This is a genomic window from Phytohabitans aurantiacus, assembly GCF_027923225.1.
Lineage (GTDB): Bacteria > Actinomycetota > Actinomycetes > Mycobacteriales > Micromonosporaceae > Phytohabitans > Phytohabitans aurantiacus.
On record NZ_BSDI01000048.1, the window covers coordinates 11,970 to 26,153 of the forward strand.

The 14,184-nt window shown below is 69.6% G+C and carries 12 protein-coding genes; all 12 read left to right on the forward strand.

What is annotated here, in order from left to right; translation table 11 throughout:
- Nucleotides 1-84 precede the first annotated feature (84 nt).
- The 12 genes from QMG73_RS34685 (at nt 85) to QMG73_RS34740 (ending at nt 14,121) form a co-directional block, all read left to right on the forward strand.
- Nucleotides 85-1,050, forward strand: a complete 966-nt coding sequence (locus QMG73_RS34685; RefSeq protein WP_281902888.1) for an ABC transporter substrate-binding protein — start codon at nt 85-87, stop codon at nt 1,048-1,050.
- Nucleotides 1,047-1,811, forward strand: coding sequence for an ABC transporter permease (locus QMG73_RS34690; protein WP_281902890.1), 765 nt, complete (start codon nt 1,047-1,049; stop codon nt 1,809-1,811). The genes QMG73_RS34685 and QMG73_RS34690 overlap by 4 nt, the downstream gene beginning before the upstream one ends.
- A complete protein-coding gene (locus tag QMG73_RS34695; protein ID WP_281902893.1) occupies nt 1,808-2,581 on the forward strand; it encodes an ABC transporter permease in 774 nt (257 codons plus the stop codon). Before QMG73_RS34690 ends, QMG73_RS34695 begins: the two co-directional genes overlap by 4 nt.
- 29 nt (nt 2,582-2,610) lie before the next feature.
- On the forward strand, nt 2,611-3,441 hold the full coding sequence (locus QMG73_RS34700) for an ABC transporter ATP-binding protein (protein ID WP_281902895.1): 831 nt from the start codon (nt 2,611-2,613) through the stop codon (nt 3,439-3,441).
- Entirely contained in the window at nt 3,398-4,825 is a 1,428-nt protein-coding gene (locus QMG73_RS34705; protein WP_281902896.1) for a benzaldehyde dehydrogenase, read from the forward strand. The genes QMG73_RS34700 and QMG73_RS34705 overlap by 44 nt, the downstream gene beginning before the upstream one ends.
- Nucleotide 4,826: 1 nt before the next feature.
- A complete protein-coding gene (gene pcaF, locus QMG73_RS34710) occupies nt 4,827-6,008 on the forward strand; it encodes a 3-oxoadipyl-CoA thiolase (RefSeq protein WP_281902897.1) in 1,182 nt (393 codons plus the stop codon).
- A 20-nt stretch (nt 6,009-6,028) separates the two neighbouring features.
- Nucleotides 6,029-6,841 carry an SAM-dependent methyltransferase gene (locus tag QMG73_RS34715; protein WP_281902899.1) on the forward strand — a complete coding sequence of 271 codons (813 nt, stop codon included), beginning with the start codon at nt 6,029-6,031 and terminating at the stop codon, nt 6,839-6,841.
- A 7-nt stretch (nt 6,842-6,848) separates the two neighbouring features.
- On the forward strand, nt 6,849-8,990 hold the full coding sequence (locus tag QMG73_RS34720; RefSeq protein ID WP_281902900.1) for a putative bifunctional diguanylate cyclase/phosphodiesterase: 2,142 nt from the start codon (nt 6,849-6,851) through the stop codon (nt 8,988-8,990).
- 147 nt (nt 8,991-9,137) lie between these two features.
- Nucleotides 9,138-10,637, forward strand: coding sequence for an amino acid permease (locus QMG73_RS34725; RefSeq protein WP_281902902.1), 1,500 nt, complete (start codon nt 9,138-9,140; stop codon nt 10,635-10,637).
- Nucleotides 10,638-10,647: 10 nt separating this feature from the next.
- Nucleotides 10,648-11,394 carry a FadR/GntR family transcriptional regulator gene (locus QMG73_RS34730; RefSeq protein ID WP_281902904.1) on the forward strand — a complete coding sequence of 249 codons (747 nt, stop codon included), beginning with the start codon at nt 10,648-10,650 and terminating at the stop codon, nt 11,392-11,394.
- A gap of 29 nt (nt 11,395-11,423) precedes the next feature.
- Complete coding sequence (locus QMG73_RS34735; protein WP_281902905.1) at nt 11,424-12,779, forward strand: glutamine synthetase family protein; 1,356 nt, start codon at nt 11,424-11,426, stop codon at nt 12,777-12,779.
- A gap of 52 nt (nt 12,780-12,831) precedes the next feature.
- Entirely contained in the window at nt 12,832-14,121 is a 1,290-nt protein-coding gene (locus QMG73_RS34740; RefSeq protein WP_281902907.1) for an aldehyde dehydrogenase family protein, read from the forward strand.
- Nucleotides 14,122-14,184: the final 63 nt, after the last annotated feature.

A 14,184-nucleotide genomic window follows, 5' to 3' on the forward strand; every position in this document is an offset into this window, starting at 1 on the left:
GAGCCGCGTCACGGGCCTACGTTCATATGGAGAACTGATGTTCGCCATCCGTACATATCAACAGAGCACACATTCGGAGGTCCCATGGCACGGCCCTTCGCTGTCCTTTGCACCGCTGTCGTCCTGGTCGCCGCCACCGCGTGCGGCGGCTCGGATTCGCCGGAGACGACGACCGGCCAGGAGGGCAGCACCAAGGTGACCGTCGGCGTCATCCCGATCGTCGACGTGGCACCGATCTATCTCGGCAAGGAGAAAGGCTTCTTCACCAGCCGCGGCATCGACCTGACGATGGAGAGTGGTCAGGGCGGCGCGGCGATCGTGCCCGGCGTGGTCAGCGGGCAGTTCCAGTTCGGCTTCAGCAACGTGACGTCGCTGATGATCGCGCAGACCAAGAACGTGCCGATCAAGATCGTGGCCAACGGCGTCGCCTCCACCGGCCAGGCCGGTGCCGACTTCGGCGGCGTGACGGTCAAGGCCGACAGCCCGATCCAGTCGGCGAAGGATCTTGCCGGCAAGAAGGTGGCCGTCAACACGCTGCAGAACATCGGCGACACCACGGTGCGCGAGTCGGTGCGCAAGGCCGGCGGCGACCCGAAGTCGATCCAGTTCACCGAGATCGCGTTTGCCCAGATGCCCGCCGCGCTGGCCGCCGGCCAGGTCGACGCCGCCTGGGTCGTCGAGCCGTCGTTGTCGGCCATCAAGGCGCAGGGCGGGCGGGTCGTCGCGTGGAACTACGTGGACGCCGCGCCGAACCTCACCGTCGCCACGTACTTCGCGTCGACCAAGCTCATCCAAGACGACCCGGACCTGGTCAAGCGCTTCACCGAAGCGATCAACGAGTCGCTGGCGTACGCCGACGCCCACCCCGACGAGGTGCGCAAGGTCCTCGGCACGTACACGAAGATCGACCCGAAGGTAGTGGAGACGCTGACGCTGCCGAAGTGGCCCACCGAGATCAACAAGGCGTCGCTGGAGACGCTGTCGCAGCTCGGCAAGGGCGACGGCGTGTTCGGTGACAAGACACCAGACTTGGGCAAGCTGCTTCCATGAAGGCGGTGCTCGGGCTGCTCGGGCTCGCCGGCCTCCTCGTGCTGGTCGAGGTGCTGCCGTACCTCGGCCTGGTGCCGGCCGACTTCCTGCCGCCCACCCACCGGATCGCGAGCGCGCTGGCCGGTGAGGTGGGCGACAGCGGGTTCTGGCAGGCCCTCTGGGACACCCTCGTCGCGTGGGCGATAGGGCTGGCCATCGCGGTCGTCGCCGGGGTCGTCGCCGGCATCGTGATCGGCACGGTGCCGGGGTTGCGAGCGGTTACGGCGTCGACCATCGAGTTCCTGCGGCCGATCCCGTCGGTGGCGCTGATCCCCCTCGCCGTGCTGATGTACGGCACCGAGCTCCAGTCGACCCTCCTGCTCGTCGTGTACGCGTCGTTCTGGCAGGTGCTGATCCAGGTTCTCTATGGCGTACAGGATGTGGATCCGGTCGCCGACGAGACGGCGCGCAGCTACGGGCTGGGCCTGTGGGCGCGCATCCGGTACGTGCTCTGGCCCACCGCCCTGCCGTACGTCATGACCGGCGTGCGGCTCGCGGCGGCGGTCGCGCTTGTCCTCGCCATCACGGCGGAACTCGTCATCGGCGCGCCCGGGCTCGGCAGCCGGATCGCGGTCGCGCAGGCGTCGAACGCGATCCCCGACATGTACGCCCTCGTGGCGGTCACCGGACTGCTCGGCGTCGCCATCAACCTCGGAGCCCGGCGCGTCGAGCGCTGGCTGTTGCGGTGGCACCAGTCGGTGCGGGGCGAGGTGGTCGTATGAGAATCGCGATCCGCGTCGTACTGGCCGTGGCGCTGCCCGCGGTGCTCTTCTCGGTGTGGTGGTTCGCGACCGCCAACAGCACCAACTTCTACATGCCGCCGCTGCGCGAGATCCTGCGCATCTTCCCCGACGTGTGGACCGGCGACCGGCTGCGCACCGACGTGCTGCCCAGCCTCCTGCGGCTGGCCGGTGGATACACGCTCGCGGTGGTCACGGGCATCGCCCTCGGCGTACTGGTGGGCGGCAACCGAGCGGTCCGCGCCGTACTGGAGCCGGTGCTCGAGTTCTTCCGCGCGATCCCGCCACCGGTACTGGTCCCCGTCATCATGCTTTTCGCGGGAATCGGCGACACAATGAAGGTCGTGGTCATCGCGGCAGGCTGCGTGTGGCCGATCCTGCTCAACACCGTCGAGGGTGTGCGCGCCGTCGACTCGGTGCTGGCTGACACCTGCCGCTCGTACCGGATCACCGGCCTGGCCAGGCTGCGCCACCTGGTACTGCGCGGCGCCAGCCCGCAGATCGCGGCCGGCATGCGCCAGGCGCTGTCGATCGGCATCATCCTCATGGTCATCAGCGAGATGTTCGCCGCCAGCAACGGGCTGGGCTTCGCGATCGTCCAGTTCCAGCGCGGGTTCGCGATCCCCGACATGTGGAGCGGCATCCTGCTGCTCGGCCTCATCGGCCTCGTCCTGTCCCTGCTCTTCCGCCTCGTGGAGAGCAGGGCGCTGGCCTGGTACCACGGGCTGCGCCGCGCCCAGCGGGGTTCGTGAAAGTGTCCAGCGGGCGTGAAAGGAACACGATGCTCCTAGAAGTACGGGGCCTGCGAAAGGTGTACCAGGGCAAGGAACGCCAGGTCGAGGCGATCCGCGACCTGACCTTCGGTGTCGATGCCGGCGACCTGGTCTGCCTGGTGGGCCCGTCCGGGTGCGGCAAGACGACGCTGCTCAAGTGCATCGCGGGGCTCCTTACCCCGACCAGCGGAGAGGCGTTGCTCGACGGCCGGCGCGTGTCCGGACCGCCACCGGGCATGGCGGTGGTGTTCCAGGAGTACGGTCGCAGCCTCTTCCCGTGGATGAGCGTGCGCGACAACGTCGAGCTCCCGCTGCGGCAGAAGAAGCTGCCGCGGGCCACGCGGCGGTCGCTGGTCGACGACGCCTTGTCGGCGGTCGGGCTCGGCGACACCCATGACGCGTACCCCTGGCAGCTGTCCGGCGGTATGCAGCAGCGCGTCGCGATCGCGCGCGCGGTCGCGTACCAGCCGGATGTGCTCCTGATGGACGAGCCGTTCGCGGCCGTCGACGCACAGACCCGCGCGGACCTCGAAGATCTGATCCGCGACCTGTGGCACAAGCTCGCCGTCACCATCCTCTTCGTCACACACGACATCGACGAGGCCGTGTACCTCGGCCAGCGCGTGATCGTCCTGTCGTCCTCTCCCACCGTGGTCCGCGAAGACGTCGACATCGACCTGCCCGACGCCCGCGACCAGCTGCACACCCGCTCCGACAGCCGCTTCACCGAGCTCCGGTCGCACATCTACGCCCAGATCCAGGCGGCCAAGCGCGAGTCCACCCCAGGGAGTACCGATGCTGCTCGAGACACCGACCTGGCAAAGCAAGTTCTTCAGTAACGGCTGGACCGCCGGGGACGGTGGCGACCTTCCCGTCGAAGACCCGGCCACCGGCGCCGAGCTGGGCCGGGTCGGCATCGCGGCGCCTTCCGACGTCACCGCCTCCGCTAGGGCCGCCGCGGCCGCACAGCCCGGCTGGGCGGCGCTGCCGCACCCCGAGCGCGCCGCGGTACTGCGCCGCGCCGGCGACCTGTGGAAGGAGCACGCCGAAGAGGTACGCGACTGGATCGTCCGGGAGACCGGCGCGGTACCGCCGAAGGGCGACTTCGAGATCGGCGTCGCCATGCAGGAGTGCTACGAGGCCGCCGCGCTGCCTTCCCGGCCGTACGGTGAGCTGCTGCCCAGCCTCGACGGGCGCCTCAGCATGGCGCGGCGCGTGCCCGCTGGCGTGGTCGGAGTGATCTCGCCGTTCAACTTCCCGCTGATCCTGTCGATCCGGTCGGTGGCGCCGGCACTCGCGCTCGGCAACGCCGTCGTGCTCAAGCCCGACCCGCGCACCGCCGTCAGCGGCGGCCTGCTGATCGCCCGCATCTTCGAGGAGGCGGGGCTACCAGACGGCCTGCTGCACGTGCTGCCCGGCGGCGTACCGGCCGGCGAGGCGCTGATCACCGACCCGCACGTGCGGGTGATCTCGTTTACCGGGTCGACCGCCGCCGGCCGCCGGGTCGGCGCGCTCGCCGCCGAGCACCTCACCCGCGCGCACCTCGAACTCGGCGGCAACTCCGCCGTCGTGGTGCTCGACGACGCCGACCTCGACCGCGCCGTCTCGGCTTCCGCGTGGGGCTCGTTCAACCACCAGGGGCAGATCTGCATGACCACGGGGCGGCACCTGGTGCACGAGTCCCTGTACGACGAGTTCGTCGGCCGGCTCGCGAAGAAGGCCGACGCCCTCCAGCTGGGGCCGGTCATCGACGCGGGGCAGCGCGACAAGATCCACGCTCTGGTGACGGAGAGCGTCGACGCAGGGGCGCGGCTGGCGGCCGGCGGCACCTTCGAAGGACTCTTCTACCGGCCCACCGTGCTCGCCGACGTCCGGCCCGACATGCCCGCGTACGCCAACGAGGTCTTCGGCCCGGTGGCGCCCGTCGCCCGGTTCAACAGCCTCGACGAGGCCGCCGAGCTGGCCGCCGGCACCGAGTACGGGCTGTCGTTGGGCATCATCACGCGCGATGTGATGAAGGGCCTCGCGCTCGCCGACCGGATACCGACCGGCATCGCGCACATCAACGACCAGACGGTCAACGACGAGGCCAACGTGCCCTTCGGCGGCGTCGGCGCGTCCGGCACCGGCTCGCGTTTCGGTGGCGCCGCGGCCAACGTGGAGGCGTTCACAGAGACCCGGTGGGTCACGGTCCGCGGCGACGTACCTGCCTACCCTTTCTGACATGGATGCCTTTCTCGTCGGGGGAGTCCGCACCCCGTTCGGCCGGTACGCGGGTGCGCTGTCCGGGATCCGTCCGGACGACCTGGCGGCGCACACCATCCGGTCGCTGGCCGCCAGGCTGCCGTCCGTCGACTGGTCGGCGGTCGACGACGTCGTGCTCGGCTGCGCCAACCAGGCCGGTGAGGACAACCGCAACGTCGCCCGGATGGCCGCGCTGCTCGGCGGTCTTCCCGAGCACGTGTCGGGCACCACGGTCAACCGGCTCTGCGGCTCGGGGCTGGACGCCGTGGCGTACGCCGCGCGGTCGATCAAGGCGGGCGAGGCCGACCTCGTCATCGCGGGCGGCGTCGAGAGCATGAGCCGGGCGCCGTTCGTGATGCCCAAGGCCACGAAGCCGTTCGCGCGTACCGCCGAGATCTACGACACGACGATCGGCTGGCGGTTCGTCAACCCGCTCATGCGGGCCGGCTGGGGCACCGACTCGATGCCGGAGACCGCCGAAAACGTGGCCGCCGCCTACGAGATCTCCCGGTTGGCGCAGGACGAGTTCGCGCTGCGCTCACAGGAGCGGGCGGCCAAGGCGCGGTCCCGCCTCGCGTTGGAGATCGCCCCGATCGAAGCGCCGGCCCGGGGGCTCATCGAGGCGGACGAACCGCCCCGGGAGACGTCGCTGGCCAAGCTCGCCGCGCTGCCCACACCCTTTCGGGAGGGCGGCACCGTCACCGCCGGCAACGCCTCGCCGGTCAACGACGGCGCCGTCGCGCTGCTCGTCGCCAGCGAGACGGCCGTGCGCCGGTACGGGCTGACACCCCTGGCTCGCGTCGTGGGCGCGGCCTCCGCGGGAGTGCCGCCCCGCGTGATGGGTGTGGGTCCGGTACCGGCCACCCGGCGGCTGCTCGACCGGTACGGCCTCGGGATCGGCGACCTGGGCGTCGTGGAGCTGAACGAGGCGTTCGCCGCGCAGGCGGTCGCGGTGTTGCGCGAGCTTGGCCTGCCCGAGGACGCCGAGCACGTCAACCCCAACGGCGGGGCGATCGCGCTCGGCCATCCGCTGGGTGCCAGCGGGGCCCGGCTCGCGCTCACCGCCGCCCTCGAACTCGGGCAGCGAGGCTCCAGATACGCGTTGTGCACCATGTGTATCGGCGTCGGGCAGGGCATCGCGCTCCTCCTCGACGCGGCATGATTCACGCGTATGCTCAGCGCGTGGAACTTCCAGGCGGACAGCCCACAGACATCGACCTGACCCGCCCGAGTGCCGCACGGGTCTATGACTACTTCCTCGGCGGAGCTCACAACTTCGAGGTCGACCGCCAGCTGGCTGAGCAGATCGCCAGCATGACGCCCAACCTGGCCGACACCATGCGCGCCGGGCGGGCCTTCCTGCGACGGGCCGTGCGATACCTGGTCGACGAGGGGGTCGACCAGTTCCTCGACATCGGTTCCGGCATCCCCACCGTCGGCAACGTGCACGAGGTGGCGCAGGCCGCCAACCCCGCCTCCCGCGTGGTCTATGTCGATGTCGACCCGGTCGCGGTCATGCACAGTCGCTCCATTTTGGAGGGCAACGACCTCGCTGGCGTCATCGAGGCCGATATGCGCGATCCCGACCGCATTCTGGCCGACGCGCAGAAGATGGGGCTGATCGACCTGAGCCGCCCGGTTGCGGTGCTGCTGGCCGGCGTCGTGCACTTCGTGCCCGATGCCGACCGTCCGGCCGAAGCCGTGGCCACGCTCCGTGACGCCGCGCCCCCGGGCAGCTTCCTCGCCATCTCACACTCCACATTCGACAAGCAGCCGCAGGAGATGCTCGACGCCCAGCGCCTGTCCGCGCGCACCGCGACCGAGATCACGCTGCGTTCACACGACGAGATCGCCGGCTACTTCGGTGACTTCGCGCTCGTCGAGCCGGGACTTGTCTTCCTGCCCCTGTGGCGTCCCGAGTCACCGGGCGATGTCGGCGATCACCCCGAACGGTTCGGCGCCTACGGTGGTGTCGGCCGCAAGCCTTCGATGTAGTACGCCTTTGTCCCGGCCGGAGCACTTCAGTCAGGCAGGAGCGGAGCGGTACGCCGCCCTGTGGGCGCGTGCCGGAGACGCGCTCGGTTTCGTGCCGATGAGCCCCGACGAAACCGAGCGGATGCTGCTGCGGCACACGATCACGCTCGCCGACGCGCTCCTCGCCGAGCCGTTCCGCCCCGACCCGGGCCGCATCGTCGGCCGTGCGCTGGTCGACGCCCACTTTACGGCGCCCGAGTTCCTCGACGAGACGCTCGTGACGTTCGGGCGTTCGTTTCTCGCCCACGTCCTGCCCTCCTGCGTCTCGTCGGCAGGGCTCGTCGAGCGGGCGATCACGTTGCAGGCGGCCATCGCCACCGGATACGCACGGGCGCTGCGCGACCGCACATTCGCCCAGCAGGAGCGGATCAGCCAGGCCGTGTGGGCCGCGCGTAACCAGATCGAGCAGGCGCTGCGTGCCAGCGAGGCGCGCTTCCGGGCGCTGTTCGCGGGAGCCGCCATCGGCATCGGCATCGGCGACATGGAAGGCAACATCGTCGAGGTCAACCAGGCGTTCGCGGAGATGCTCAGATACACCGTCGACGAACTGCGCGAAATCAACGTCGCCGAGCTGTTCTACCCCGACGACGCCCCCGGCATGTGGGAGCTGTACGGCGAGCTGCTCGAAGGCAAGCGCGACAGCGCCCGCCTCGAAAAACGGTACTACCGCAAGGATCGCAGCATCGTCTGGACCGACCTGGCCGTCTCGCTGATCCGCGACGAAGAGGGGCGCCCGCGGTTCACCGTCGCGATGCTCGAAGACATCACCGACCGGTACGAACTGCAGGAACGGCTGCGCTTCCAGGCCCTGCACGACCCGCTGACCGGCCTGCCCAACCGCACTCTCTTCTTCGAGCGGCTCGCCACCGTCTTCGACGGCGGTTCCGCCCGCGTCGGCGTCTGCTTCATCGACCTCGACGGGTTCAAGGCGGTCAACGACAGCCTCGGCCACCACGTCGGCGACGAACTGCTCGTGGTGGTCGCCCGCCGGCTGGCCGCCTCGGTGTCCGAGCGCGGCCATCTGGTCGCCCGGATGGGCGGGGACGAATTCGTCATCCTCATCGAGGATTCCGACGGCGTCGACCTCGCCATCGCCGTCGCGGAGGCGGCGCTCGCGGCGATCGCCACACCTGTACGCATCGACGCGCACCCGCCATTGTCGGTCACCGCGAGCGTCGGCATCGTCGAGCAGTCGGCCCGCGAAACCACGCCCACCGACGTCATGAAGGCCGCCGACACCACGCTGTACTGGGCGAAAGCCGAAGGGCGGGGGCGTTGGGCGCTCTACGATCCGGCCCGCAGCGAACGCCAGATGATCCGGTCGGCGCTCGTCAACGCCCTACCCGCTGCCCTCGAACGCGGTGAGTTCACAGTGGAGTACCAGCCGATCGTGTCGTTCGACGGGGGCACACTGCGCGCGGTCGAGGCGCTGGTGCGGTGGCGCCACCCCGAGTTGGGCACCCTGCCACCCGACCGCTTCATCGGGCTGGCCGAGGAGACCGGGCTCATCGTCCGACTTGGACGGTGGGTGCTGGAGCAGGCGTGTGCCCAAGGCGCCGCATGGCATCGCGCGTATCCCGAGGCGCGGTTGGTGGTCAGCGTCAACCTCGCGGTACGGCAGGCCAACGCGCCCGGCATCGTGGAAGAGGTGGCCCGTATCCTCACCGATACCGGCCTCCCCGCCGACCTGCTCCAACTCGAACTCACCGAAAGCGCCGTCATGCCCACCGCCGGCGAGCCGGTGCACTCGCTGCGCGGCCTGGCGGCGACCGGCGTACGAATAGCGATCGACGACTTCGGCACCGGATACTCCAACCTGGCCTACCTGCGGCGGCTGCCGATCCACGCCCTGAAGCTGGCCGGGCCGTTCATCGAGGGCCTCCGCTCCGGCGGCATAGCCGACTCGGCCAGCCTCGCCGACGAGCGCATCGTCGACGCGCTGGTCCGGCTGGCCCACGCCCTTGGCCTGACCGTGACCGCCGAAGCAGTCGAAACCACCGAGCAGGCCGAGCTGCTCCGCGCGCTAGGCTGCGACACCGGCCAGGGCCTGCTCTTCGGCGCCCCCGTCCCCGCCGACGCCATAACCCCCCTCCTCCGCCCCTTCTCTTGAGGGACGCCCTGAACACCGCGGGGTTCGATAAAGGTATGTAAACAGCGGAATAAAGGCTCAGTGATCCATTGACCTGCGGGTCTGGTGGGTCCACGATGTCGGGCAGGAGGGTGGCCCAGGTCACAGGAGGTCGGCACGATGAGCGCAATGACTGACGAGGAACGCCTCGCCCAGCTCGGCTACAAGCAGGAACTGCATCGCAAGCTGTCAGGCTTCTCCAACTTCGCGGTGTCCTTCTCGATTATTTCCATCCTCGCCGGCGCGATCACCTCGTACGGGATCGCCATGACGGCCGGTGGCCCGCTGGCCATCACGCTGGGCTGGCTCTTCGTCGGCGTCATGGTCATCCTGGTCGCGCTGGCCATGGCAGAGATCTGCTCGGTGTACCCGACGGCGGGCGCCCTGTACTGGTGGGCCTCAGCCCTGGCCAAGCGTAATCGTGCCGCCTGGGCATGGTTCGTCGGCTGGTTCAACTTCCTCGGCGAGGTCGCCGTCACGGCGGCCATCGACTTCGGCGCCGCCATCACGACGTCGGCGTTTCTCAGCCTGACCTTCGACATGAAGGTCACGACCGGCCGCACGTTCCTGATCTTCCTCGTCATCATCGTCGCGCACGGCCTGCTCAACACGTTCGGCGTCAACCTGGTGCGGATGCTCTCCGACGTCAGCGCCTGGTGGCATCTGGTCGGTGTCGCCGTGATCGTGGGCGTGCTGGCGATCGTGCCGGACCAGCACAAGCCGATCTCCGAGGTGTTCTTCGAGGTCAAGAACGCCACCGGCTTCACGTTTGCCGGGGCCAGCGTCTACGCCGTGCTCATTGGTCTGCTCATGGCGCAATACACGTACACGGGGTATGACGCGAGCGCGCACGTGGCCGAGGAGACGCACGACGCGGCCAAGGCGGCCCCACGCGGCATCGTGATGTCGGTCGTCGTTTCGGTGATCGCCGGGTTCCTGCTGCTGGTGGCGATCACCTGGTCGATCCAGGACTACGAAGCGGAGCGCAAGACCGATCTCGGCCTGCCGCCGGCGCAGATCTTCATCGACGCGGCCGGCAAGAACACGGGCACGTTCCTGCTGTTCATCTGCGTGGTGGCGCAGTTCTTCTGCGGCATGGCGTCGGTGACCGCCAACTCGCGGATGGCGTACGCCTTCAGCCGTGACGGGGCGCTGCCCGGCTCGCGGATCTGGCGCCAGGTCAACCCGCGCACCGGCACGCCGACGAACTCGATCTGGCTGTGCGTCACGTGCTCCAGCCTGCTGGTGCTGCCGTCGCTGTGGAACAACGCCGCGTATCTCGCCGCGACGTCGATCGCCGTCATCGGCCTCTACATCGCGTACGTGACTCCGGTGTTCCTGCGCCGGCGCAGCCCGGACTTCCGGCCCGGCCCGTGGAACCTGGGCAAGTGGAGCGCGCCTGTTGGCTGGGCCGCGATCGTGTGGGTCGGGATCATCTGCGTGCTCTTCGTGCTGCCGACGGCCTCTCCCGTCACGGCGTCCACGTTCAACTACACGATCGTGGCCGTCGCGGTGGTGCTCGGTGGCGCGTGGGTGTGGTGGATGGTGAGCGCCCGCAAGTGGTTCACCGGTCCCCGACAGAATGTGCCGGAAAGCCAAGAGAAGCAGGCGACGACAAGCAGCGAGTAGATTTCGCGCTGTGACGATCGTGGCCGACGCTCAGACCGATCCGGCCGCCATGGCGATGTGGCGGCCGGTCCGGGGCGGCAACGCCTTCGAGATCACGGTGGCTCGGCTGGTACAGGCGATCAAGCTGGGTGTGGTCGGTGTCGGCGAGCGGCTGCCGGCGGAGCGCGAGTTGGCCGAGAAGCTGCGGGTCAGCCGGGTGACGCTGCGGGAGGCAATCGCGGCGCTGCGCGACGCCGGTTACCTGGAGTCGCGGCGTGGTCGGGCCGGTGGCACCTTCGTACTGTCGACGAGCCCGGCCGCCGCGTCGAGTCAGGACGCCGGGCAGCTGGCACGGGAGATGGGCGACGCGCTGCACGACGCGCTCGACTTCCGCCGGGTGGTCGAGCCGGGCGCGGCGGCGCTGGCGGCGAACCGCGCGATGCCGGCCACCGACCGCCAGCACCTGGTGACCTGCCTGGCCGCCTCGCGCGACCGCGATCCCGCGACCCGGCGGGTGTCCGACTCGCGGCTGCACCTCGCGGTCGCGGCGGCGAGCGGCAGCCAGTCGCTGGCCGCGGCGGTCGCCGACGTACAGCTCCGCCTCGACAAGCTGCTGGCGGCGATACCGGTCATCAAGCGCAACCTGGATCACTCCGACGCACAGCACGCACAGGTGATCGACGCGATCCTCGCGGGCGATCCGGGCGGGGCGCGGGCCGCGATGGAGGAGCACTGCGACGGTACGGCCGAGTTGTTGCGCGGCCTATTGGTTTACTAATAGACCTTTCTTATGGGAGAGTGGCCCACATGATCTCGGTGGACGAACTGCGTGCGGCGGTAGGCAGTGGCGAGATCGACACGGTCGTCCTCGCGCTCGTCGACATGCAGGGACGCCTCCAGGGCAAGCGGTTCCATGCCCCGTTCTTCCTGAACGAGGTGGTGCCGCACGGCAGCGAGGGGTGCAACTACCTGCTTGCGGTCGACGTCGACATGAACACGGTCGACGGATACGAGATGTCGTCCTGGGAGCGCGGCTACGGCGACTTCGCGATGGTGCCTGATCTCGCCACGCTGCGCCGCGTGCCCTGGCAGGACGGCACCGCGATGCTGCTCGCCGACCTGAAGTGGCTCGATGACGAGGGCGATGTGATCGCCTCGCCGCGCCAGATCCTGCGCCGCCAGCTGGACCGCCTCGCTCAGCACGGCCTGACGGCGTACGCGGGCACCGAGCTGGAGTTCGTGCTCTACCGCGACTCGTACGAAGACGCCTGGCGGCGCGGTTACCGCGACCTCAACCCGGCGAACCTCTACAACGTCGACTACTCGCTGCTCGGCACCGCACGGGTCGAGCCGCTGCTGCGCCGCATCCGCAACGAGATGGCGGGCGCCGGGCTCGTACCGGAGAGCGCCAAGGGCGAGTGCAACCTCGGGCAGCACGAGATCGCCTTCCGGTACGCCGACGCGCTCACGTGCGCCGACAACCACGTGATCTACAAGAACGGCGCGAAGGAGATCGCGGCCCAGGAGGGCATGTCGGTCACCTTCATGGCCAAGCCCAACCAGCGCGAGGGCAACTCCTGTCACATCCACTTCTCGCTGCGTACCGCCGACGGCGCCGGTGCGATGTACGGCGACGGTCCCTCTCACCTGTCGGTGACGGGGCGGCGGGCGATAGCTGGGCTGCTCGCCACGATGCGCGAGCTGAGCCTCTTCTACGCGCCGCACATCAACTCCTACAAGCGCTACCAGCCTGGTTCGTTCGCGCCGACGGCCGTGCGCTGGGGCACCGACAACCGCACGTGCGCCCTGCGGGTCGTCGGGCACAGCCAGCACTCGACCCGCGTCGAAAACCGGGTACCCGGTGCGGACGTCAACCCGTACCTGGCGATCGCCGCACTCGTGGCGGGCGCCCTGCACGGCATCGAAAACGAGCTGGAGCTGGAAGAGGCGTACGCCGGCAACGCGTACGACGACGCGAAGGCGCCCCGGGTGCCGGCGACCCTGCGCGACGCGCTCGCGCTGTGGGAGACCTCGCCGGTGGCGCAGGACGCGTTCGGTGCCGAGGTCGTCGGGCACTACGCCAACAACGCCCGGGTGGAGCTGGCCGCGTTCGACGCTGCGGTCACAGATTGGGAGATGTTCCGTGGCTTCGAGCGTCTCTGAGGTTCTCAACCCCGCGACGGCGCGAACCGTCGCGACCGTTCCGTCGTACTCAATGGGGGAGGCCGACGCCGCGATCGAGCGTTCGAGGGGGGCGTTCGAATCGTGGCGGCGGGTCTCGCCCGGTGATCGCGCCCGGCTGCTGCGGCGTTTCGCCGCGGTGGTCGACGCGCATCTCGAAGAGCTGGCGCAGCTCGAGGTGCGCAACGCGGGGCACACCATCGGCAACGCGCGCTGGGAAGCGGGCAACGTCCGCGACGTGCTCGACTACTACGCGGGCGCGCCGGAGCGCCTGACCGGCCGGCAGATTCCGGTACCGGGTGGGCTCGACGTGACGTTCCACGAGCCGCTGGGCGTCGTCGGCGTGATCGTGCCGTGGAACTTCCCGATGCCGATCGCCGGGTGGGGGTTCGTCCCGGCGCTCGCGGCGGGAAACACGGTGGTGCTCAAGCCGGCCGAGTTGACGCCGCTCACCGCGATCCGCCTGGGCGAGCTGGCCCTGGAGGCGGGGCTGCCGGAGGGCGTCTTCACGGTCGTACCCGGCAAGGGAAGCGTGGTGGGCGAGCGGTTCGTGACCCACCCCGCCGTCCGGAAGGTGTGTTTCACGGGTTCGACCGCGGTCGGCAAGCGCATCATGGCCGGCTGTGCGGAGCAGGTGAAGAGGGTGACGCTGGAGCTGGGGGGCAAGAGCGCCAACATCGTCTTCGCCGATGCCGACCTGGAGCGTGCCGCCGCGGCGGCACCGGCCGCGGTCTTCGACAACGCCGGCCAGGACTGCTGCGCCCGGTCGCGGCTGCTGGTGGAGCGGCCGGTGTACGAGAAGTTCCTGGAGCTGCTGGAGGTGGCGGTCAAGGCGTTCCGGGTGCAGGACCCGGCGCTGGAGACGGCCGAGATGGGCCCGCTCATCTCGGCCGGGCAGCGCGCCGCGGTCGCGTCCTATGTGGACGAGGCCGAGGTCGCGTTCACGGGCTCGGCCCCCGAGGGCGACGGATTCTGGTACGCGCCGACGGTGCTGCTCGCCGGCTCGACAGCCGACCGGCACTGGCGCGAGGAGGTCTTCGGCCCCGTGGTGTCGGTGCTCCCGTTCGACGGCGAGGCGGAGGCGCTGGCGCTGGCAAACGACACCGAGTACGGGCTGTCCGGCTCGATCTGGACCCGCGACGTGGGCCGGGCGATCCGGGCCGCTCGGGGTGTGGAAGCGGGCAACCTGAGCGTCAACTCGAACTCGTCGGTGCGCTACTGGACCCCGTTCGGCGGGATGAAACAGTCCGGCCTGGGCCGCGAACTCGGCCCGGACGCCCTGAAAGCCTTCACGGACGAGAAAAACATCTTCATCGCAACGTGATCAGGGCGTCCCTGAAGTCGTTAGAGCGACTTGAGGGACGCCCTGATCACGAGAAGAGGGGTG

Bases quoted from the DNA above. Each gene is read 5' to 3' on its own strand.
- QMG73_RS34695 (WP_281902893.1), top strand. From the start codon at position 1,808: ATGAGAATCGCGATCCGCGTCGTACTGGCCGTGGCGCTGCCCGCGGTG.
- pcaF (WP_281902897.1), top strand. From the start codon at position 4,827: ATGGATGCCTTTCTCGTCGGGGGAGTCCGCACCCCGTTCGGCCGGTAC.
- QMG73_RS34705 (WP_281902896.1), top strand. From the start codon at position 3,398: ATGCTGCTCGAGACACCGACCTGGCAAAGCAAGTTCTTCAGTAACGGC.
- QMG73_RS34740 (WP_281902907.1), top strand. From the start codon at position 12,832: ATGGGGGAGGCCGACGCCGCGATCGAGCGTTCGAGGGGGGCGTTCGAA.
- QMG73_RS34735 (WP_281902905.1), top strand. From the start codon at position 11,424: ATGATCTCGGTGGACGAACTGCGTGCGGCGGTAGGCAGTGGCGAGATC.
- QMG73_RS34685 (WP_281902888.1), top strand. From the start codon at position 85: ATGGCACGGCCCTTCGCTGTCCTTTGCACCGCTGTCGTCCTGGTCGCC.
- QMG73_RS34690 (WP_281902890.1), top strand. From the start codon at position 1,047: ATGAAGGCGGTGCTCGGGCTGCTCGGGCTCGCCGGCCTCCTCGTGCTG.
- QMG73_RS34725 (WP_281902902.1), top strand. From the start codon at position 9,138: ATGACTGACGAGGAACGCCTCGCCCAGCTCGGCTACAAGCAGGAACTG.
- QMG73_RS34700 (WP_281902895.1), top strand. From the start codon at position 2,611: ATGCTCCTAGAAGTACGGGGCCTGCGAAAGGTGTACCAGGGCAAGGAA.